This is a genomic window from Arthrobacter sp. PAMC 25486 (assembly GCF_000785535.1).
GTDB lineage: Bacteria > Actinomycetota > Actinomycetes > Actinomycetales > Micrococcaceae > Specibacter.
Genome location: NZ_CP007595.1, coordinates 1067065 through 1087077, shown reverse-complemented (window position 1 = coordinate 1087077; position 20013 = coordinate 1067065). Strand labels below are relative to the sequence as shown.

Sequence of the window (20013 nt, the reverse complement as noted above, 5' to 3'; positions counted from 1 at the left end):
TGCGCCTATGCTGGAAAAATGTCAGCGACTAAAACTAAGCATCCGGTCCACCGCTGGGTCTTCTGGCCAGCAGCCTCGATCGTCATTGTCTTCGCATCATTTGCCATGATTGCACCGGACACTGCCGAATCCCTGTTCTCCAGCATCCAGAACGCAATTGTCGGCTACTTCAACTGGTACTACGTGCTTTTGGCCACCGCCCTGGTGATCTTCAGCCTGTGGGTCGGATTTAGTAGATTCGGCGACATCAAGCTGGGCAAGGACGACGACCAACCCGAGTTTTCTCTCGGTTCCTGGTTTTCCCTGCTGTTCGCCGCGGGCATGGGCATCGGCCTGGTGTTCTACGGGGTCAGCGAACCACTAAGTCACTACGCCTCACCGAAGCCAGGCGTCACCGGCAGCCAAGCCGATATCGCCCAGAGCGCACTCTCACAGACATTCCTGCACTGGGGCGTCCATGCCTGGTCCATCTACGTGGTGATCGGCCTGGCCCTGGCCTATGCCATCCACCGGCGCGGCCGGCCGGTGTCAATCCGCTGGGCGCTGGAACCCCTGCTTGGGCAGAAACGGGTGCGCGGCGGGCTTGGCAACGTCATTGACGTCGTGGCCCTGGTTGGCACGATCTTCGGCGTTGCCACGTCGCTGGGACTCGGGGTGCTGCAGATCAGCGCGGGACTGGAGCATGCCGGGCTGATCACCTCCTCGATGTTCATCGACTTGGTCATCATTGCCGTCATCACCTGCTTCGTGCTGTTCTCGGTGCTCTCCGGCGTCGGCAAGGGCATGAAATGGCTCTCCAACACCAACCTCATCATCGCCGGCATTTTCGTGGTCTTCCTGCTGGTGGTGGGCCCCACCCAGTTCCTGCTGCGCAACTTTGTCCAGTCCACCGGCAACTACCTGCAGGATTTTGTGGGCATGGCGTTCAACGTCAGTGCCTTCGCCGGTGCGGAGGGTGAAGCCTGGCAGTCAACGTGGACCACGTTCTACTGGGGCTGGTGGATCTCCTGGGCCCCGTTCGTGGGCATCTTCATCGCCCGTATTTCCAAGGGACGCACCGTGCGCCAGTTCGTCGCCGGGGTCATCCTCGTGCCCACCACCGTCACTTTGCTGTGGTTCAGCGTACTGGGCGGCACCGCACTGTACTCCGAACTTTCCGGGAAGGGCGGGCTGGTGGGGCCGGACGGAACGGTCGACACCGCCGGCGCGCTCTTTGCAACATTGGCCCAAGTTCCAGCCGGAGCCGTTCTCACCATCGGCGCGATTATCATGATCGTGATCTTCTTCGTGACATCCGCCGATTCCGGCGCGCTGGTCATGGGCATGATCGCCAGCGGCGGAGACGTGGAACCCAAAAACTGGATCCGCATCTTCTTCACCCTGACCACGTCACTGCTGGCCAGTGCATTACTGCTGTCCGGAGGCCTGGAGGCCCTAAAAACCGCGGCGATCATCATTGCTTTACCCTTCAGCCTCGTGCTCATCCTGATCAGCTGGTCCACCTACCTCGCCTTCTCCCGCGAGTCCCGGGCATACGAGAGGGCCAAACGTGTGGCGTTTGTTGACCACATTGGGGACTTCTATGGGCTGGAGGTTGACGGCCCGAACGAGATTTCCCCGCTGACGAGCCTGCGGCAGCTCACGGCCCGCCTGCGCGGACAGATCCCGGCAGTGCGGCGCAACCGCATCGATCCGTTCGGGCACCACCCGCATGACAAGGTGTCCGCCACAGTGTCGGAACCGGCCATCGGCCAGGATGGCCCCTCGGTCTCAGCTGCGGAGGCGCCATCCGAACCGGCGCAGGCACCAGACACAGAACCGGAAACGTAACCAGGGCCGCGGACTGGCGCCCGCAGAACGCTAGTCCGCGACGGTGCCTTCCGGAATGCGCATCATGCCTTCCTGTGCAACGGTGGCGACAAGTACACCGTCGCGGTTGAAGAACCGGCCAAGGTTGAGCCCGCGCGCTTCGGAGGCGCTCGGGGACTGCGCCACATAGAGCAGCCAGTCATCCACCTGCAGGGGCCGGTGCCACCACATGGCGTGATCAAGGCTGGCGACGCTGATGCCCGGCGTCGACCAGCTGATGCCGTGACGGCGCAGAGACGGCTCCAGCAACGTGTAGTCGCTGGCGTAGGCAAGCGCTGCCCGGTGTAGGTTCTGGTCCGTGGGCATGGGCCCCAACGTCTTGAGCCAGACGGCCTGGTGGGCCACATGCTCGCCCTTGACATCAAAGTAAATGTTGGCGCCAACGTGGCGGATGTCGAAGGGGCGCTCGTAAGCCCAGGCCTTCGCCACCGGATGGTCGATCGCACCCAACAGTTGGGCCGATGTCGGGAGTGTCTCCGGGGCGGGAATGCCCTCAGGCATGGTGTCCTGGTGCTCAATGCCCGAATCGGGGCGTTGGAATGAGGCGATCATGGACAGGATCGGCACGGCGCCTTGATAGGCGTGGGTGCGGCGGGCGGAGAAGGAGCGCCCGTCACGCAGCCGCTGAACGCCAAACGTCAAGGGTGAGGCGGCATCGCCGGGGCGCAGGAAGTAGCCGTGCATGGAGTGGACAAGGTGGTCTTCGTCCACGGTGCGGGCCGCGGCAACGATCGACTGCGCCAGCACCTGGCCGCCAAAAAGCCTGGGCCGCGGGGCATTTGCATCACCAAGTCCCACAAAAATGTCTTCATCGGTCTGGGCACCGCCGGCATCGGAAAGCTCCAGGATGCGCAGGAGGGTTTCCATGGGGTCGGTGTTGGGTGGCGTTGCATTCATAAACGTGACTCTATGTGTCAGCGGGGCGTTGCGACAAATGGGCAATCAGGCATGAACACGGTGCTTTGACTGTGATCTTGCAGACAACGATTGGTGGGGCACCCGCGCCTTTGACATGATGAAAGCATGGCTTCCGGAATTCAGATCATGCAGCAAATCCGTTTTGGCGACATTGACTCGTACGACCATGTCAATAACGTGGTTTTTCTGCAGTATCTTGAGGATGCACGCGTTCAGCTGACCTACACCGAACTGCCCGGCGGCGGCACTTTCCAGGACCTCGTGGGCACCGAGCTGTTCACGCTGGTCGGCCGCAATGAGATTGAGTATCTGGCACCCATCAGCTTCCGCCCAACACCCGTCTTCGTCAACATTTGGGTCACTAGTATCGGCGGCTCCAGCTTCGACTTCGGCTACACCGTCACCGAGGCCGACACTACGGTGGTTTACGCCCAGGCCGCCACATCCATGGTGCTCGTCTCACGCAGCACCGGCCGCCCGGTCCGCCTCACAACGGCCCAACGCGAGGCACTTGAGGCCTGGCGCGGCGAGCCCGTCCCATTCAGGCGCGGGCCCTCCCGTGCCACCTCCACCGAAGGAGCACGCTGATGCCCACCGCAACCCACACCGACGAACTGGTTCTCGAGGATGCTGGCACCGTTGCCGATTTGCGCACCTTTGTGAGCCGTGCCCGTACCGCGGACGACGGCGCCATCCGCCTTCAGGGGGCCGGTCACGTGCTCGCGGCGTATGTGTGCGTCATGCGCGGCAAGCTTTTGGGGGAGGGGACCCCCACGATTCTGGGGCTGCGCACCATGGCCCTGGGGACGCCGTCGACCATTGACGTGACAGTGTCACTGTCCTCGGTGGCCGACCGGCTGGCCCGCATGGGCGAGGGCGAGCACCGCCTGCCTGTGCCGCCCATGACGGTGCACGAGTCTTGGGCCGGCATCGCCGCCCCGCGTGGTGCCTGGTCGGAAATGGGCACGCTGACCACTGATGCGCTGATCGATGTAGCCAAGGTGGGTGTGCAAGAGATCGGCCAGATCATCCCCGTGAACCCGGGCGCCCTGCTGGTCAATAACATCCGCGCGTCGGTGTGGGGCCGGCCCATGGAAGGCGCACCCGCCGCGCTCCCCGGAGGTGCGGCCTTCGCCGCCTACGCGCTGGGGTTCCTCACTCCGGGTGAGAGTGCCTCGATTTACAGCTCCCACAAATGGCTGCGCCTGAGCACCGGCCGAGGACACATCCTGGTCAAGCCGGCGTCGCTGCTGTAGCGCAGAGCCGGGGCGGCCCCCGGCACAACGACGCCGGGGCTGAAATGCCAGCCCCACACCGGCCGTTGCGGCCGTGGACTGCTTCGAGTCCTGACCTGCGAAATAGAGTTCTGACTGTCACGTGGAGATGCACACGTGGAGATACACGCTATATCCACGCATCTCGACGCCAGGGGCAGTCGATCTGTTATCTCGCATACCTTATTGGACAGTCAGAACTCGATCTTTAACGTCAGAACTCGATTGCGGGGCGGGAATTCGTCGAACCCTACAGCGCCTGCGACGGGTCCGACGGTGCGTTGACCAGCGAATGCGCGGCACGCTCCATGTAGTCCCACAGGGTTGCGTCGTGCATGGGGGAGAGCTCTGCGGCGTCAATGCCCTGGCGCATGGCGGCGAGCCAGCGGTCGCGTGCCTCCGGCGTCACGGCGAACGGCACGTGGCGCATGCGCAGGCGCGGGTGGCCGCGCTCTTCCAGATACGTGCGCGGACCGCCCCAATACTGCTCCGTGAACATCAACATGCGGTGCTCGGCCGGGCCCAAGTCCTCTTCCGCGTACATGGCGCGCAGCAGCGGATCGGCGGCAATGCCCTGGTAGAAGACGTGGATGATCTTTTTAAAGACCTCATGCCCGCCCACCTGACCGTAAAACGTGTCCGAGTAGTCCACTTCTTCCGCCGCGGCCGGGCCGGACGTGGACGGCAGCGGCCGGCCCAGCTGTGTCGGGATCGGCAGCAACGTGGCCAGCGGCTCGCCAAAGCGTGAGGGGATCGGTGTGCCCTCGGCGCCCTTTTGAGCGGCATCGTTCGCGGCGGGGCCGTTGGCCGAGGTGGGGGTGTATTCGGAACTCATGGTGTGATCGTTGCTTTCTGCAGTGCCGGTTCGGTGGTGTGCTTATTCGGTGGTCTCGTGGGGGGCGTCCGACGCCGGAACCGGTCCGGGTGCCGGGGCGGGCGCGCCCGCCGGGGTGCTGGTGGTGACGGCCGGCGTGTCGTCGGCGGGGGGCTGGTAGTTGCCCTTGGAGCGGTTGCCCAGCCGCAGGATTTCGCCGTTGCGCAGGTACCAGAGTGTGCCGTCCTCGCCGACGACCCGGGTGATGCGCAGGCCCACGTATTCGACGGTGCCGATGACCTCGCTGGTTTGGATGACATCGCCAATGCCGTACTGGTCTTCAATGGCGATGAAGACACCGGCGAGGAAGTCGCGGATGAGCTGCTGGCAGCCGAAGCCGATCGCGATGCCGAGCACGCCGACGCTGGCCAGCAAGGGGGCAATGTCGATCTGGAACGCCATCAGGACGTAGAGGCCGGTCACCACGGCCACCATGATTGTCACGGTCGAGTTCAGCAGAGAGCCGATGGTGCGTGCCCGCTGTACGCGGCGTTCATTGTCGAGGGCGCGAGCCACAGGATCGATGGTGCGCAGGACGGGGGCCGCCCAGCGCAGTGTCCGGAGTTCCAGCGGGGCACGGTCGGCCATGGCCCGCTTGACCACGATGCGGATCAGGTAGTGCAGCACCAGCCACACCAGCAGCCCGACCGCCACGGTGATGCCGGCCAGGGCCAGGTGGTCGAGGATGCTGTCATTGGGTTCAGCCAAGAGGTTTGTTGCCTGCACGCGAAATGTACCCGTGTCCGTTCTGGTTGTGGAAGAGTCTCCATCAACCCTAACGCGGAGCCGCCCCGCATTTAGTCCCGGCCCAGTCCTGCCCCGGTCCACGGTTTTAGTCCACGGTGGCCGTGAGCAGTCCCGGTTCATGGTGCACGGGGAAGTTGACGCTGCGGGCGATGAAGCATTTGGACGCGGCCTCGGCATGCAGGGAGAGCGCCACTTCCGCCATGGCGGGGTCGGCCAGGTAGACCTTGGGGTGCAAGGTGGCGGATTCAAACTGGCCGCTGCCGTCAGCGTTCAGCACCAGCGTGCCGGTGGCCGTATCCTCATATTTCGTCACGACCACCCCGTGCATCACCGCCACGTGCAGGTACGACAACATGTGGCACTGCGCCAGGGCCGTCAGCAGCAGCTGCTCCGGGTTCCACCGGTCCCTGTCGCCGTGAAAGGTCTTGTCGGCCGAGCCGAGCAATACGGGCAGGCCCTCAGCGGTCACGCTGTGGTCGCGCCCGTACGCTTTGTAGGCGGACGTGCCGGTTCCCCGGTTGCCCGTCCAATGGACGCTGACTTCATAGTGATGCTGGTTCAAGGCCATGCTCCCACCGTAATTGATGTGGCGGGGGGACGCATCCCCCCGCCACGGCGTGGAACGGGCTACACGTCCGCGGCCTGGGCGCGCAGCGCACGCACCACGGTGTCGCGGCTTTCCACGAGCAGGCGGCGCAACGCCGGAACCTCGGTGCCGAGCTCCGCCAGGAACGCATCCGTGGCATCGAGAGTGGCCTGGGAAACCAGCTGCACCGGGTACAGGCCGGTGATGATCGTCGACGCCGTCTCGTACGACTTCGTCTCCCACACCTCCCGGATCGCGCCGAAGTACTTGGCCACGTAGGGCTGCAGCAGCGCCGTGTCCCACACCTTCGTGAAGCCGTCGATTGCCGCGCGCTGGACCGCGTTGGCCCCATCCCCTCGGACGACGACGGACTCCCACGTCCCAGCCTTCCCCTCGGCCGTGGGGATGGCCGCGTGGGCGGTGGCTGCCGCGAGCTGGCCGTTCTGGGTGTTGTCCAATGCCAATGCGGCGTCGATGACGGTCTCATCGGCCCGGCCGCCGGCGGCCAGGGAGATGATGAACTCCCACCGCATGTCGGTGTCCAGGGCCAGGGAGTCCAGTTCCCGCGTGCCGTCAAGCAGCGCCTGCACCAAATCCAGCTGGGTGGCAGACTGTGCGTGCCCGGCGAACGCCTTTACGAACTGCAGCTGCGCATCCGAACCTGCCGCGGCGCCCTGGGCCAGTTCCCACAGGGAATCGGCGGCGGCGACGGCCGTGGCCAACTGGCGCTCGGGGGCAACATAGAAGTGCAGGGCGGTCGCCAGCTGGCGCAGCAGCACCATGATGACGGTGGAGTCAGTTTCGTAGCGAATCGTGGCCAGCACAAAGTCAACGTATTCGCGGGCGGGGGTTTCGCCGTCGCGCGCGGCATCCCAGGCAGAGGCCGAAACAAGGGTGCGCGGCAGCGAATCCTTAAAGTCCTTCAGATGCGTCTTGGCCGTGGCCAGTGACTGCGCGTCGAGGCGGATCTTGGCGTAGGCCAGATCGTCGTCATTGAGCAGGATCAGGGCAGGGCGCGCCATGCCCACGAGCTCCGGCACGGGAGTCTCGGCGCCATCAACATCGAGCTCCACCCGGTGCGTACGCACCAACTTGCCCGCATCCTCCCCGGAATCGGCGAGGGAGTAGAAACCCACGGCCGCACGGTGCGGGCGCAGCGTCGGGTGCTCGGCCACAGCGGACTGGAGAATCGAGAATGAGGTGATCACGCCGTCGTCCGTCACCTCAATGGCGGGCTTGAACGTGTTCACCCCGGCCGTCTCCAGCCACTTTTCCGTCCAAACGGACAGGTCGCGGCCGCTGGCAGCCTCCAACTCCACCATCAGGTCGGGCAGCTCGGTGTTGGACCAGGCATGCTTGCTGAAGTAGGCGCGCACACCGGCCATGAACTCCTCCTGCCCCACCCAGGCGACGAGCTGGCGCAAAACCGAGGCCCCCTTGGCGTAGGTGATGCCGTCAAAGTTGACCAGCACGTCTTCGAGGTCGTTGATCTCGGCCTTGATGGGGTGGGTGGAGGGCAGCTGGTCCTGACGGTACGCCCATGACTTCTCGAGGGAGGAGAACGTCGTCCAGGAGTCCACATACTTCGTATTTTCGGCGGCGGCCAGCGTGGACATGAACTCGGCGAACGACTCGTTGAGCCACAGGTCGTTCCACCAGCGCATGGTCACGAGGTCCCCGAACCACATGTGGGCGAGCTCGTGCAGGATGGTGATGGCGCGGCGCTCCACCATGGCGTCGGTGACCTTGGAACGGAACACGTAGCTTTCCAGGAACGTCACGGCGCCGGCATTTTCCATGGCGCCGGCGTTGAACTCGGGCACGAAAAGCTGGTCGTACTTCGGGAACGGGTACGGCACACCGAACTGCTGCTCAAAGAACTCAAAGCCCTGGCGGGTCAGCTCAAAAATGTTCTCCGCGTCGAGGAACTCCATGAGAGATTTCCGGGCAAACACGCCCAGCGGCACAATCCGCCCGTTGGAGCTGGTCAGCTCGCCGCGCACGCACTCGTACGGGCCCGCGATGAGCGCCGTGATGTAGCTGGACATCGTCAGTGTCGGTTCAAAATGCCACACGGCCTTGCCCTCGCCCGCAGCTTCCGGGGCGGGTGTGGGGGCGTTGGAAATGACGTCCCAGTGCGCCGGTGCCGTCACATGGAAGGTGAACGTTGCCTTCTGGTCCGGCTGCTCAAACACGGCAAACATGCGGCGGGAATCCGGCACCTCAAACTGGCTGTACAGGTACACCTCGCCGTCCACCGGGTCCACGAAGCGGTGCAGCCCTTCGCCCGTGTTCATGTAGAGGCCGTCGGCCTTGACGGTGAGCACATTCTGGGCGGCGAGGTCCGGCAACTGGATGCGGACGCCGTCGGACACCTCCGCCGGGTCAAGCTCAACCCCGTTCAGGGTCACCTGGTGCACCTTGTCCGTCACCGCATCAATGAACGACGACGAACCCTCCTTCGCGCTGAAGCTCACCACGGTGGTGGATGCGAAAGTTCTCTCCGAGGTGGTCAGGTCAAGAGTGACGTCATAGCTGGTGACTGTCAGGGAAGCTGTGCGCTCAATGGCTTCGGCGCGGGTGAGGTTCATACCAGGCAAGGTGATGCCTTCCGTTCGGGTTCGGATGTATTGGGCAGCCCGCAGGATTTGCCGCGGGCTGCAGCCGCCGGAGCGTAGTCCGGCAACCGTTGAAATGATTCTGTCACCAATTCTTCCAGGATGTGTCCCGGATCTCTCCCGTTGCCTCCGATACGGCCGATGCGCCGGACCCGTCCGGACCCGTCCGACGGGCTGGTGGCCGGGGCTGGCTGGCGGAGTTGTCCGCGCTCGTGCCGTGGGGCAGGGTTAAGGCAGACGAGCTGATGCAGGGCTGACGACGGGAATTTTCGGTGGGGGAACAAGTGCGAAGTGTTGAGGCGGAGAAGGCGTACAACAAGAGGTGGCTGGTTGGGCTGATTGTGGGCCCGCTGCTGATGGGGGTTCTGGCCGCCGTGTGGATCCTCACCGTGGAGGGCAGGCTGCCTGCAGAGTTGGCCTCGCACTGGAACTCGAAAAATGAGGTGGACGGCTGGATCTCAGTCGCCGGCGCGGCCGCGATGGCCGTGGCGATGGGCGCCCTGGGCGCCGTCATTGCGCCGCTGGGGGTACTGTTACGGGCGTCGTCGTCGCTGACAGCCCGCATTGGGGTGGGTTTTGGGCTGGCGTTCGGTGTGGGCATGGTTGCCCTGACCGTGGCAATGGTGGCCGGCCAGCTCGACCTGGCGGACACTTCACAAGCTGAGCTGTCCGGGCCCGTCATGGCTGGCGGTGTCGCACTAGCCTTCGTTGCCGGCGTGCTGGGGATGCTGCTGTACAAGCCCGGCGAGGTCGACCGGACGCAAGGTCCGGAGGTGCTGCGGATGAACCAGGCCGCAACCTCGGGCCGTGACCCCGTGGCGCAGGCCGGTGCTTCGCGGGCGGCCCGCGGGGACACAATGCGGATCAAGGTGTCCATGGGTAAATGGAGCTGGCTCTTGAGCCTCGGCCTGGGCGCCATCGTTGCCGCCAGTACATATTTCATCTTCCCGATCCTGGCGCTGCTGGGCCTGGTGGCTGCCGTCATCACCTGGGTTTTCTGCAACGGCACGGTGGTCATCGGTCCGGAGGGACACAAGGTGCTGGCCGGCGGTTTCTGGAAGGTCATGCCGCTGGAGTGGAGGGAAGTCCGGGCCGCCTCGGTGGAAGACATCAAGGCCATGGATTACGGCGGTTGGGGTTACCGCATGAACGGCGGGTCCATCGGCTTCATCATGGGCAGCGGCCCGGCTCTGGTCATGGAGGCGGGATTCCACCAGAAGTTCGTCGTGTCCATGCCGGATGTGGCAACAGCGGGCGAAGCTGCGGCACTGGTCAACGCTTACGTCCACGCAGGGAAGGTGCCAAACTAACAGCATGGCACCCGACAGAAGCCACGATTCCAGTACCGAGCGGCACCTCGACGCCCGGGCACTGCGCTTTGCCCTGATCTTCCCCGCACTGCTGTCCGTGGCCCTCGTGGCCGGCGGGCTCATGGTGGGTTCCCAACTCCCGCACGGGGTCATCCCGCCCCTGGGCGGAAACTCTGTCCCACTGACCGTCTTCCTTGCCGTCGGCGTGGCCTCCATTCTTGTTCTTGGCGCCGGCATCGGAGTCTTTGGGGCGCGGACCTCGCTGCCCCGCACCCTGCGCCGCATCCTTCTGGGTGTAGCGATGGCCCTGCAGCTGGGTGCCTGCACCCTTTTCGCTGCCACCCTTTTGGGCCAGGCCGGCGGAGGCCAGCTGCCGGCCGCGCGAATAGATGGTTATGTCCTGCTCATGGGCTCGGGCCTGGCCGCGGCGATGGGTGTGGTCCTCGCGTTGACGTTCAAGCCGGATGAGCAGTGGACCCAGGTGGATGACCAGGCCCTGGCCCGGCTGCTTGACGAGGAGGAGGACCCCACCGCCGCCAACGACCAGCTCGCCTATTTTCTGCGTCCTCGCGGCTCGGTGATCATGATGGTCCTGCTGGTTGCTGTTCTCCCGGGCGCCTTGCTGGCCCTGCTTTCACCGTGGATCCTGCTCGGACTGGTGGTTGCGGCGCTGCTGGCCATCACCATGCTGTGCGCCACGGTGCAGGTGGACCGCCGGGCGCTGACGGTGAAGATCCTTGGCATCGTCCCCGTGCTGATCGCCCCGTGCGAAGGGGTGGATGCGGCGGTGTCCCTGGACGTTGTGGCGAAGGATTACGGCGGGGGGGGCCTGCGCAAGCACAGCGGATCCGCAAGCTTCCTTGCCCGCTCGGGTGCCGCCGTCGTGCTGCGAGAAAGTGACGGCGGGAAGGTTGTGGTGGGTGCGCCCAACTTGGACCTGGCGGACGAACTGTCCGAGATTCTCAATCGCCGGGCCGGGAAAATGCCGCGACAGCCCTGACACGGCCAAAACCTTGCGCGGCGGTGGGTAGGCTTGTTGGAGCACAAACCACCTCGAACCATAAGGAATCCTCATGCGCGTTCACATCGCAACCGACCACGCCGGCATGGAGCTCAGCGCCCACCTCATCACGGCACTGGCCGCCAAAGGCTACGAGATGGTCGACCACGGACCCCAGGCCTACGACGCTGAGGATGACTACCCCTCCTTCTGCATCAACGCAGCACTTGCCGTCGTGGCGGATCAGGCGGCGGGCGTGGACGCGCTGGGCATCGTGCTGGGCGGCTCCGGCAACGGCGAACAGATCGCAGCCAACAAGGTCAAGGGCGTACGCGCCGCATTGGCCTGGAATCTCTCCACCGCGCAGCTGGCCCGCGAGCACAACGACGCCAACGTCGTCGCCGTGGGCGGCCGCCAGCACAGCGTTGAGGAGGCCACGGAAATCATTGAAGCGTTCCTGGCCGAGCCCTTCAGCGACGCCGAACGCCACGTGCGCCGCATCGGCAAGATCGCCACGTACGAGACCACGGGCGAAGTCGTCGAGTAGAAGGAAGCGCGAATGCCTGAGGGGCACTCGGTCCACCGCCTGGCCAGGCAGTTCAACGACGTCTTTAGCGGCGCTGCGCTGGCCGTGTCCAGTCCGCAGGGCAAGTTCGCCGCTGGCGCCGCCCTGATCGACGGGCATGTGCTGGAACGGGCCGAGGCGCACGGCAAGCAAATGTTCCTCTACTTCGCGCACGACCTCGTGATGCGTATTCATCTGGGGTTGTACGGCGCCTGGGACTTTGGCGGCGACTCCACCTTTGCGGGTGCCTCCAGCATTGGGGCCCCGCGGCGTATCGGTGAGCAGGAAGTTGCCGGTGGCGCTGGCGATGGGGGAGGGTACGGGGAGTACGAAGGCCCGCCCGAACCCAAGGGTGCCGTGCGTGTGCGACTCGTTTCCGAGCATGGTTGGGCCGATCTGCGCGGGCCCACGGCCTGTGAGGTCATCACGCCCGCCGAGTCAGTTGGCGTCCGCCGCAAGCTGGGGCCCGATCCACTGAACAACCTGCCCGGAGACGCCGACGAATTTTCACGCAGGCTCCGCAAGAGTGCAACCTCGATCGCACTGCAGCTGATGAAACAAGATGTGCTGGCCGGTGTGGGCAATGTGTACCGCGCCGAGGTGCTGTTCCGGTTGGGCCTTGACCCGATGCTGTCCGGCAAGGCGATGCAGACCGAGGAGGCTGCGGCGATGTGGGACGACATTGCCCGCATCATGGCCGACGGCGTCCGGGACGGCCGCATCATCACCACCGAACTGGCGGACAGGCCCTCGGGTGTTGGTGCGGAGGTGGGCCACGGGCTCGAACGCATGGACCGGCCGGGAGATGCAGCCAGTGCCCTGGCCGGGGCACGGCAGGCAAACAAGGACGTGCCCGTGGAAGATGCCCACTATGTCTACAAACGTGAGGGCCTGCCGTGCCGACATTGCGGCACCGACGTGGCGATGAAAGAACTCGGCGGGCGGAAACTGTATTGGTGCCCGTCCTGCCAGGGCGGCTGATCGCGTTTGCCGTCAAGCTTAACCGGCGAACGCATCGCGCTTCCCCGTGTGCACGGAAACCGGGGAGGGCGCGCAGGCGGTGTGAAAAGCCGTCGATTTGCAGGACCGGCAAAGTCGTTGATAGGGTTACGGAGTTGTTCCGGCGAAAGCCCGCAACAGCCCCGAAATTCGGGGGCGTAGCTTAGTGGTAAAGCCTCAGTCTTCCAAACTGATTATGCGGGTTCGATTCCCGTCGCCCCCTCCAAAATACAAGTGATCCCCGGTCAATGCGACCGGGGATTTTCTTTGTTCGGGCCTTCTTTAAATGTGTCTGGCAGTTGTTGCAGTAAATCCGCAGCAGCAAGCTGCTCCACAGATCCACCGCGGTGGGGCCAGGCGGCGGAAGGCGAGGTGGCCGCCGTCGGGCGTGGAAATACGCAGAAACTAAGGCCGCACGGCACGAATCTTCCCGGGTGCAGTGCCGATTGTGCATCTGGAACTTTTGCCCGTAGACTGTTGCGGGCACTACGGGGCGTAGCGTAGTGGCTAGCGCGCCTGCTTTGGGAGCAGGAGACCGCAGGTTCGAGTCCTGTCGCCCCGACTTCAGCATTATTCGGTTCACGTTTGGTCAGTGGCTGCCCATGTGCTGGGCCTAAATATCCATCAACAGACCATCAGGAGTACCACGCTGTGAAGAGCGCTGTCGAAAACCTCACACCCACTCGGGTAAAGCTCGATGTTGAGGTTTCCTTTGAGGAATTGAAGCCCAGCATCACTGAGGCATACAAGACACTTGCCACACAGGTCCAGGTGCCTGGCTTCCGTAAGGGCAAGGTCCCCAACAAGCTGATCGATCAGCGCGTTGGCCGTGGCCACGTCCTGGAGACGGCCATCAACTCCGGCCTCAACGGCTGGTACCAGGAAGCTGTCATCGAGAACAAGCTCATCCCGTTGAGCCGTCCCGAGGTTGAAATCACCGAGGTTCCCGACCCGACCGCCACCGACGGTGTTGTGAAGTTCCAGGTTGAACTGGACATCCGCCCCGAGATCGAGCTGCCCGACTACGAGGGCCTCGAGGTTGAGGTTGCCACTGTTGAGGCTTCCGACGATGACACCCAGAAGGCTCTCGACGAGCTGCGTGGCCGTTTCGGCACGCTGAAGGTCGAAGACCGTCCGGCTGCCGACGGTGACTTCCTCACCATCAACATCGATGCCAAGATCGACGGCGAAGAGGTTGACTCCGCCGCCGACCTCTCCTACCAGGTGGGTGCAGGCAACATGCTTGACGGCCTGGACGAGGCAGCGACCGGCCTGTCCGCCGGCGAAGAAGCCATCTTCAACACCAAGCTGGCCGGTGGCGAGCATGCAGGTGAAGAAGCACAGGTCACCGTCAAGGTCACCTCCGTCAAGGTTCGCGAACTGCCCGAGGCAAACGACGACTTTGCACAGCTCGCTTCCGAGTTTGACACCATCGCCGAACTGCAGGAAGACCTGGCCAAGCAGGCCGCCGAGTCCAAGACTGTCGAGCAGGGTGTAGAAGCCCGCGACAAGGTCCTGGCCAAGCTCGTTGAGCTCGTTGAGGTTCCGGTTCCGGACTCCGTCGTCGAAGAGCAGCTCGAGCAGCACTTCCGCCCCGAGAACGCACACGGCGAAGACCACGACAACGACGAGCACCGCGCCGAGGTCAAGACCAACACCGAGAACGCGTTCCGCAACGAGATCATCCTCGACGCCATTGCCGAGAAGGAAGAAGTCAGCGTCAGCCAGGCTGAACTGATCGACTACATCGTCTCCTCCGCCAGCCAGTACGGCATGGACCCGAACCAGTTCGCCCAGATGCTGGATTCCTCCGGCCAGGTCAACATGATTGTTGGCGAAGTCCGCCGCCGCAAGGCACTTGCCGCTGTTTTGGGCAAGGCTGTTGTCAAGGATTCCGAAGGTGTCGTTATTGACCTGAGCGATTTCGTCAACGCTGCCGAGGAAGAAGAAGTAGTTTCCGAGGACGAGGTCATCGAGCCCTCAGCAGTGACCGATCCGGGCGAAGTCCGCATCTAATTGCACTCCCGCTAATTGCGTTTGACGCAAGGGAAACATGATTTGAAAGCCGTTGCCGGTTCCCCTGGGAGCCGGCAACGGCTTTTTGCGCCCCAATTCCAAGGACGCCAAGGGGCATATTTATTCCCCTACGCGCAGGGCGAACGGGGATCGTGCGCCTACAGCGAACAGCACCCGCATGGACGCCAAACGGGTGCCGAAAAGGGCTACTGTCCAAGTAGTGAACATTAGTGATGGTCCCGCCGGGCACGCCCGGGCGACCGCACGAAGGAGAGGTAAACCCACCATGGCACAGCAAACCACCCCCACGATGGCCAGCGCGGACCCGTCCGGCTCGGACCAGTACATCTACAACCTCCTGCTGAAGGAACGCATCATTTGGTTGGGCTCGGAAGTGCGAGACGACAACGCGAACCTGATCTGCTCGCAGCTGCTGTTGCTCTCGGCAGAGGATCCTGAAAAGGACATCTACCTGTACATCAACTCACCCGGTGGTTCGGTCACCGCCGGCATGGCCATCTATGACACCATGCAGTACATCCCGAACGACGTCGTCACCGTCGCCACCGGGCTGGCCGCGTCGATGGGTCAGTTCCTGCTCTCCTCAGGCACCAAGGGTAAGCGCTACGCGACGCCCAACGCACGCATCCTCATGCACCAGCCCTCGGGTGGAATCGGTGGAACGGCGTCGGACATTAAAATTCAGGCCGAACTGATCCTGCACATGAAGAAGGTCATGGCGGAACTGACGGCCGAACAGACCGGGCAGACCATTGAGAAGATCCTGGTCGATAACGACCGCGACAAGTGGTTCACAGCCACTGAAGCTCTGGAATACGGCTTCTTCGACAAGATCGCCCGCCACGCCGGAACCGTTGCCGGTGGCGGCGGAACCAACGCCAAATAAAGCAAGCCAAAGAGACAACTTCAGGAGTAACCAGACATGACTTACAACTTTGGCGGCACAGCTTTTGGCCACACTGCCGGTAACCTGCCCTCCAGCCGCTATGTGCTTCCGCAGTTCGAGGAGCGCACCCCTTACGGCTTCAAGCGCCAGGACCCGTACACCAAGCTCTTCGAGGACCGCATCATCTTCCTCGGCGTGCAGGTGGATGATGCCTCGGCCGACGACGTCATGGCCCAGCTGCTCGTGCTGGAAGCTGATGACACGGACCGCGACATCACGCTGTACATCAACTCTCCCGGCGGATCGTTCACGGCCATGACAGCCATCTACGACACCATGCAGTTCATCCGCCCCGAGATCCAGACCGTGTGCCTGGGGCAGGCCGCATCGGCTGCTGCCGTGTTGCTCGCGGCCGGTGCACCCGGCAAGCGTTTGGCACTGCCCAACGCCCGCGTGCTGATCCACCAGCCGGCACTCTCCGGCGGCCAGGGCGGCCAGGCCTCAGACCTGGAGATCCAGGCCAACGAGGTCATGCGCATGCGTGAATGGCTTGAGAACACACTGGCCGACCTCTCCGGCCGCACCCCGGAGCAGGTCAGCAACGACATTGAGCGCGATAACATCCTCACCGCTGCCCAGGCCAAGGAATACGGCCTGATCGACGAGGTGCTCGCACCGCGCAAGATGAAGCCTGCAGCCATCACGCGCTAAAGGCAGTTGAGGCAGACGCCGGAACAAGAAATGGCTTGTTCCGGCGTTTGCTTTCCACTCAATGTCAGTACCGTGGCTTAGAGTGGAAGATGATTTGTACGGCCGTTCCCAGCGCCTGCTGCGGAACGTATAAAAGTTTCAGAGGTAACCGCGCCGCTGGTGGGTTATTCGCGGAAGGACACAGCCATGGCCAGGATGGGCGAAAGCACCGATCTGCTGAAGTGTTCCTTCTGTGGGAAAAGCCAAAAGCAGGTCCGCAAGCTGATTGCCGGGCCCGGTGTCTACATCTGTGACGAGTGCATTGAACTGTGCAACGAGATCATTGATGAGGAACTGGCCGAGGTCGCCGACCTCGACACTTTTGAACTGCCCAAGCCGCGCGAAATTTTCGACTTTCTCCAGGAATATGTCATCGGCCAGGAGCCAGCCAAGCGTTCGCTCGCCGTTGCCGTGTACAACCACTACAAACGCATCCAGTCCGGCCATGCTGTCAAGAGCACCACCATTTCCGGAGGTGTCCACGACGAGGTGGAGATCGCCAAGTCGAACATCCTGCTCGTGGGTCCCACCGGCTGCGGCAAAACGTACCTCGCGCAGACCCTGGCCCGCCGGCTCAACGTTCCGTTCGCCGTCGCCGATGCCACGGCACTGACCGAAGCCGGCTATGTGGGTGAGGATGTGGAGAACATCCTGCTCAAGCTCATCCAGGCCGCCGACTTCGATGTGAAGAAGGCCGAACAGGGCATCATCTACATCGACGAAATCGACAAGATTTCCCGCAAGTCAGAGAACCCCTCCATCACGCGTGACGTTTCCGGTGAAGGTGTGCAGCAGGCGCTGCTGAAGATCCTCGAAGGCACTGTTGCCTCCGTCCCGCCGCAGGGCGGACGCAAGCACCCGCACCAGGAATTCATCCAGATTGACACCACCAATGTGCTCTTCATCGTGGCCGGCGCCTTTGCCGGGCTGGAGGAGATCATCGGATCCCGTGCCGGCAAGAAGGGCATCGGCTTCGGTGCCCCACTCAGTGCGCTCAAGCAGACGGAGGCCAGCTACGCCGACGTCATGCCGGAAGATCTGCTGAAGTTTGGGCTGATCCCTGAATTCATCGGCCGGCTACCCGTCATCACCACCGTGACCCAGTTGGATCAGAGTGCCTTGATCCAGATTCTGACCGAACCCAAGAACGCCTTGGTCAAGCAGTACCAAAAGATGTTCATGCTCGACGGCGTTGACCTCGAGTTTGATGACGATGCGCTGACGGCCATCGCGGATCTCGCCCTGATTCGGGGGACCGGTGCACGTGGATTGCGCGCCATCCTTGAGGAAGTCCTGCAGCCTGTCATGTTTGACCTGCCCAGCCGCGAAGACATTGCCACCGTTGTGGTCACCGCTGAGGTCGTGGCCAAGACCGCTGAACCCACATTGATCCCGCACGAGGTTGTTGCCAAACGCCGGAACAAGTCGGCGTAGCTGTCCGCATCCGGTCCGGGCCTGTTCGGTCGGGACCGGCATCGCGGAATAGTTCCTGAATCCCCGCCGTTACATGAGTGAGGGGAGCAGGGCGTTGCTGTCCTTCCCAATTCCAAGTCCTACCAAGGAGTTTTGACGTGTCTGAGAATGTTGTGGAAACCACCGAAACAGCCGATTTTTGGTTTGACCCCACGTGTCCTTTCGCCTGGGTGACGTCCCGGTGGATCGGCGAAGTGGCAGAAGTCCGCAATATCAAGGTCGACTGGCATGTCATGAGCCTGTCCGTGCTGAACGAGCACAATCAGGACCTGTCACCCGAATACCGGGCACACATGGACAAGGCTTGGGGCCCGGTCCGTGTCATCATGGCCGCCGTCGCCGCGCACGGCAACGACGTTATTAAGCCGCTGTACGACGCCATGGGCACCCAAATTCACAACAACGGCAACAGGGACGTGGCTGACGTCATCGCCAAGTCACTTGCCGAGGTGGGCCTGCCCGCCGAACTGGCTGCAGCAGCCACCTCCGATGCCAACGATGTTGCCCTGCGTGCCAGCCATGCAGAGGGCATCAGCAAGGTGGGCCAAGATGTTGGCACTCCGATCGTTGCCTTCAACGGCACGGCATTCTTTGGCCCGGTCATCACCCGCATTCCCCGCGGCGAAGAAGCCGGCAAGCTGTGGGATGCCACGGTCACGCTGGCCAGTTTCCCGTACTTTTTTGAGATCAAGCGCAGCCGCACGGAGGATCCGCAGTTCGACTAGTCTGCCGGAGACGGCCGGGGTAAAAATGTCAAAGATTTTTGACCCCGGCCATTGTCTTGGGCAGCTGGCAGGAGCATACTAATGAGTACCCAATCCGCCAAGGAAAGGGCTGGCAGGGATCATAAAATTCAGTGACTGAACCGTTCTGATAATTGAGCACCGTTTCGACGGGACGCTCGCAAAGGTTCGTTAACACCGGTGATGCGGTGACTTGTCCTGAAAAGCCATGACACCCACTAGACCGTCACATCACAGGCGGCATGAAAGTCGAAGCCCCACCGACGGCAACAAGCCGATGGGGCTTCCCCTTTGCGCTGCTCTGGGCGGTGGCTGTGGGGCGGTGCAAAGTGCAACTACCTCTGACTGCCACGTCAGATGGCACCTACGCTCACCAGGGAACGTAGGACAAAACCAGTGTGGCGACGGCCAGTGTCAGCATGCCAAGACAGTTTAGCCAGAATTCTTGTTTCAGGAAGCGTGCCCTGATGTGTGCATATATTGCCGTCAAGAAGTAGGCCACTACCCCGATGTTGGCAGCAATTCCCACACCCGGTACGGCAAGCCCAGCGAGCAGCCCGATGGCCGCCATCAGCTTGATGACAATCAGGGCCCACCACCACTCACGCGGGAAGCCGACTCCGTTCAGGCAGTCGCGAATGAATCGTGGCGCCCGCATGGACAAGACGGCATCGGCGAACAGCGCCAGGGCCAGCACGGTGCTTGGCCACCAAAGTTCCGGCAGAAGCAGCATGCTATTTCCCTTCCGCGCCCATCAGGGCGCCAACGGTTTCCTTGAGCTGATGGAGGGCGGATTGCTGGTCGTACGCACCCCCGGCCCATGCCAGAAGAATGCCCAGGTAGGACAGATGGGCAGTGGTTGCGGCCCTGTGGGCAGCCTCCCGGGGCAGACCGAACAGCTTGAAGGCCTGTTCAAACTCAGCTGTCAGTTGGAATGCCAAGGCGCCGAACACCGCTGAATTGTGCCGGCCCTTAATGAGGATGGCACCATATTCCCGGGCCAGGTCCAGGTCTTCGGCAAAGAGCGCCAGGAAAGGGTGGGCCAGGGCGGCAACCATTTCCGGGGCATTGTTTCCCGCCTTCATGGCCAGAAACCCGGTTTCCGGCAACATGCGTGCCTGATGCATGAGCTCGATGCGTTGATCCATGACCGAAACCAACAGGCGGTCCTTGTCGCCGGCGGCCATGACGGTGCCGATGCTCACCCCCGCCCTTGACGCAATCTGGCGCACCGTGGTCGCCTTAAAGCCTTGGGCATGGAACAGCGCCTCCGCGGCATCAAGCACCACGCGCTGGGTTGCCTGCCGTTGCGCCTGCCTTGAATGAACACGTTCACTGAACATGTTCGCCAGCTTATCACCAGG

Annotated in this window: 19 protein-coding genes and 2 tRNA genes; 14 read left to right on the top strand and 7 right to left on the bottom strand. The window is 63.0% G+C overall.

All coding sequences use genetic code 11. The features are described 5' to 3' along the window. The first annotated feature begins 18 nt into the window (after nt 1-18). Nucleotides 19-1830 carry a BCCT family transporter gene (locus tag art_RS05065; RefSeq protein WP_052136018.1) on the top strand — a complete coding sequence of 604 codons (1812 nt, stop codon included), beginning with the start codon at nt 19-21 and terminating at the stop codon, nt 1828-1830. Nucleotides 1831-1860: 30 nt separating this feature from the next. Here the strand turns inward: art_RS05065 and art_RS05060 are convergent, their stop codons facing one another. After that, nucleotides 1861-2766, bottom strand: coding sequence for an acyl-CoA thioesterase II (locus tag art_RS05060; protein WP_038462894.1), 906 nt, complete (start codon nt 2764-2766; stop codon nt 1861-1863). Nucleotides 2767-2892: 126 nt separating this feature from the next. Here art_RS05060 and art_RS05055 point away from each other — a divergent pair, with 126 nt between their 5' ends. Both art_RS05055 and art_RS05050 read left to right on the top strand, forming a co-directional pair. Beyond that, a complete protein-coding gene (locus art_RS05055; RefSeq protein WP_038462891.1) occupies nt 2893-3375 on the top strand; it encodes a thioesterase family protein in 483 nt (160 codons plus the stop codon). Next, nucleotides 3375-4043 (top strand): hypothetical protein, encoded by a 669-nt coding sequence (locus art_RS05050; protein WP_052136017.1) that lies wholly within the window; start codon nt 3375-3377, stop codon nt 4041-4043. The genes art_RS05055 and art_RS05050 overlap by 1 nt, the downstream gene beginning before the upstream one ends. A gap of 268 nt (nt 4044-4311) precedes the next feature. Here art_RS05050 and art_RS05045 read toward each other — a convergent pair whose 3' ends face one another. The 4 genes from art_RS05045 to pepN all read right to left on the bottom strand — a co-directional run bounded on the left by art_RS05045 (nt 4312) and on the right by pepN (nt 8859). Next, nucleotides 4312-4896 carry a globin gene (locus tag art_RS05045; RefSeq protein ID WP_082000113.1) on the bottom strand — a complete coding sequence of 195 codons (585 nt, stop codon included), beginning with the start codon at nt 4894-4896 and terminating at the stop codon, nt 4312-4314. A gap of 42 nt (nt 4897-4938) precedes the next feature. Then, nucleotides 4939-5643 carry a mechanosensitive ion channel family protein gene (locus art_RS05040; protein ID WP_253901481.1) on the bottom strand — a complete coding sequence of 235 codons (705 nt, stop codon included), beginning with the start codon at nt 5641-5643 and terminating at the stop codon, nt 4939-4941. Between the two features lie 124 nt (nt 5644-5767). Further along, the gene (locus tag art_RS05035; protein ID WP_038462890.1) at nt 5768-6250 is read right to left on the bottom strand and encodes an OsmC family protein; all 483 of its coding nucleotides are present in this window, start codon (nt 6248-6250) and stop codon (nt 5768-5770) included. Between the two features lie 59 nt (nt 6251-6309). Beyond that, complete coding sequence (pepN, locus tag art_RS05030; protein WP_038462888.1) at nt 6310-8859, bottom strand: aminopeptidase N; 2550 nt, start codon at nt 8857-8859, stop codon at nt 6310-6312. 311 nt (nt 8860-9170) lie between these two features. Between pepN and art_RS05025 the strand changes: the two genes are divergently transcribed. From art_RS05025 to art_RS04975, 11 genes are all read left to right on the top strand, one after another. Continuing rightward, complete coding sequence (locus art_RS05025; protein ID WP_157875150.1) at nt 9171-10196, top strand: DUF1648 domain-containing protein; 1026 nt, start codon at nt 9171-9173, stop codon at nt 10194-10196. Between the two features lie 4 nt (nt 10197-10200). After that, complete coding sequence (locus art_RS05020; RefSeq protein ID WP_052136015.1) at nt 10201-11196, top strand: hypothetical protein; 996 nt, start codon at nt 10201-10203, stop codon at nt 11194-11196. A gap of 73 nt (nt 11197-11269) precedes the next feature. Further along, entirely contained in the window at nt 11270-11743 is a 474-nt protein-coding gene (locus art_RS05015; protein ID WP_038462883.1) for a ribose-5-phosphate isomerase, read from the top strand. Nucleotides 11744-11755: 12 nt separating this feature from the next. Continuing rightward, nucleotides 11756-12742: an Fpg/Nei family DNA glycosylase gene (locus tag art_RS05010; RefSeq protein ID WP_038462881.1), complete on the top strand. Its 987-nt coding sequence runs from the start codon at nt 11756-11758 to the stop codon at nt 12740-12742. Nucleotides 12743-12912: 170 nt separating this feature from the next. Beyond that, nucleotides 12913-12986 (top strand) — tRNA-Gly (locus art_RS05005). 263 nt (nt 12987-13249) lie between these two features. Further along, nucleotides 13250-13322 (top strand) — tRNA-Pro (locus tag art_RS05000). A gap of 89 nt (nt 13323-13411) precedes the next feature. Beyond that, on the top strand, nt 13412-14776 hold the full coding sequence (gene tig, locus art_RS04995; protein ID WP_038462880.1) for a trigger factor: 1365 nt from the start codon (nt 13412-13414) through the stop codon (nt 14774-14776). A 286-nt stretch (nt 14777-15062) separates the two neighbouring features. Beyond that, nucleotides 15063-15683, top strand: coding sequence for an ATP-dependent Clp protease proteolytic subunit (locus art_RS04990; protein WP_082000111.1), 621 nt, complete (start codon nt 15063-15065; stop codon nt 15681-15683). 36 nt (nt 15684-15719) lie between these two features. Then, a complete protein-coding gene (locus tag art_RS04985; protein ID WP_038462878.1) occupies nt 15720-16394 on the top strand; it encodes an ATP-dependent Clp protease proteolytic subunit in 675 nt (224 codons plus the stop codon). 186 nt (nt 16395-16580) lie between these two features. Next, nucleotides 16581-17867 (top strand): ATP-dependent Clp protease ATP-binding subunit ClpX, encoded by a 1287-nt coding sequence (gene clpX, locus art_RS04980; RefSeq protein WP_038462877.1) that lies wholly within the window; start codon nt 16581-16583, stop codon nt 17865-17867. Nucleotides 17868-18004: 137 nt separating this feature from the next. Continuing rightward, nucleotides 18005-18631, top strand: coding sequence for a DsbA family protein (locus tag art_RS04975; protein ID WP_038462875.1), 627 nt, complete (start codon nt 18005-18007; stop codon nt 18629-18631). Between the two features lie 388 nt (nt 18632-19019). Here the strand turns inward: art_RS04975 and art_RS04970 are convergent, their stop codons facing one another. Together art_RS04970 and art_RS04965 are read right to left on the bottom strand one after the other, a co-directional pair. Further along, nucleotides 19020-19382: a DoxX family protein gene (locus art_RS04970; RefSeq protein ID WP_173425223.1), complete on the bottom strand. Its 363-nt coding sequence runs from the start codon at nt 19380-19382 to the stop codon at nt 19020-19022. Nucleotide 19383: 1 nt separating this feature from the next. Continuing rightward, a complete protein-coding gene (locus art_RS04965) occupies nt 19384-19992 on the bottom strand; it encodes a TetR/AcrR family transcriptional regulator (RefSeq protein WP_038468780.1) in 609 nt (202 codons plus the stop codon). Nucleotides 19993-20013 lie beyond the last annotated feature (21 nt).

Coding starts and splice junctions, on each gene's coding strand:
- art_RS05065 (WP_052136018.1), top strand. CDS start 19: ATGTCAGCGACTAAAACTAAGCATCCGGTCCACCGCTGGGTCTTCTGG.
- art_RS05020 (WP_052136015.1), top strand. CDS start 10,201: ATGGCACCCGACAGAAGCCACGATTCCAGTACCGAGCGGCACCTCGAC.
- art_RS05045 (WP_082000113.1), bottom strand. CDS start 4,896: ATGAGTTCCGAATACACCCCCACCTCGGCCAACGGCCCCGCCGCGAAC.
- art_RS05035 (WP_038462890.1), bottom strand. CDS start 6,250: ATGGCCTTGAACCAGCATCACTATGAAGTCAGCGTCCATTGGACGGGC.
- pepN (WP_038462888.1), bottom strand. CDS start 8,859: ATGAACCTCACCCGCGCCGAAGCCATTGAGCGCACAGCTTCCCTGACA.
- art_RS04970 (WP_173425223.1), bottom strand. CDS start 19,382: ATGCTGCTTCTGCCGGAACTTTGGTGGCCAAGCACCGTGCTGGCCCTG.
- art_RS05055 (WP_038462891.1), top strand. CDS start 2,893: ATGGCTTCCGGAATTCAGATCATGCAGCAAATCCGTTTTGGCGACATT.
- art_RS05050 (WP_052136017.1), top strand. CDS start 3,375: ATGCCCACCGCAACCCACACCGACGAACTGGTTCTCGAGGATGCTGGC.
- art_RS04965 (WP_038468780.1), bottom strand. CDS start 19,992: ATGTTCAGTGAACGTGTTCATTCAAGGCAGGCGCAACGGCAGGCAACC.
- art_RS05015 (WP_038462883.1), top strand. CDS start 11,270: ATGCGCGTTCACATCGCAACCGACCACGCCGGCATGGAGCTCAGCGCC.
- clpX (WP_038462877.1), top strand. CDS start 16,581: ATGGCCAGGATGGGCGAAAGCACCGATCTGCTGAAGTGTTCCTTCTGT.
- art_RS05010 (WP_038462881.1), top strand. CDS start 11,756: ATGCCTGAGGGGCACTCGGTCCACCGCCTGGCCAGGCAGTTCAACGAC.
- art_RS04985 (WP_038462878.1), top strand. CDS start 15,720: ATGACTTACAACTTTGGCGGCACAGCTTTTGGCCACACTGCCGGTAAC.
- art_RS05060 (WP_038462894.1), bottom strand. CDS start 2,766: ATGAATGCAACGCCACCCAACACCGACCCCATGGAAACCCTCCTGCGC.
- art_RS04990 (WP_082000111.1), top strand. CDS start 15,063: ATGGCACAGCAAACCACCCCCACGATGGCCAGCGCGGACCCGTCCGGC.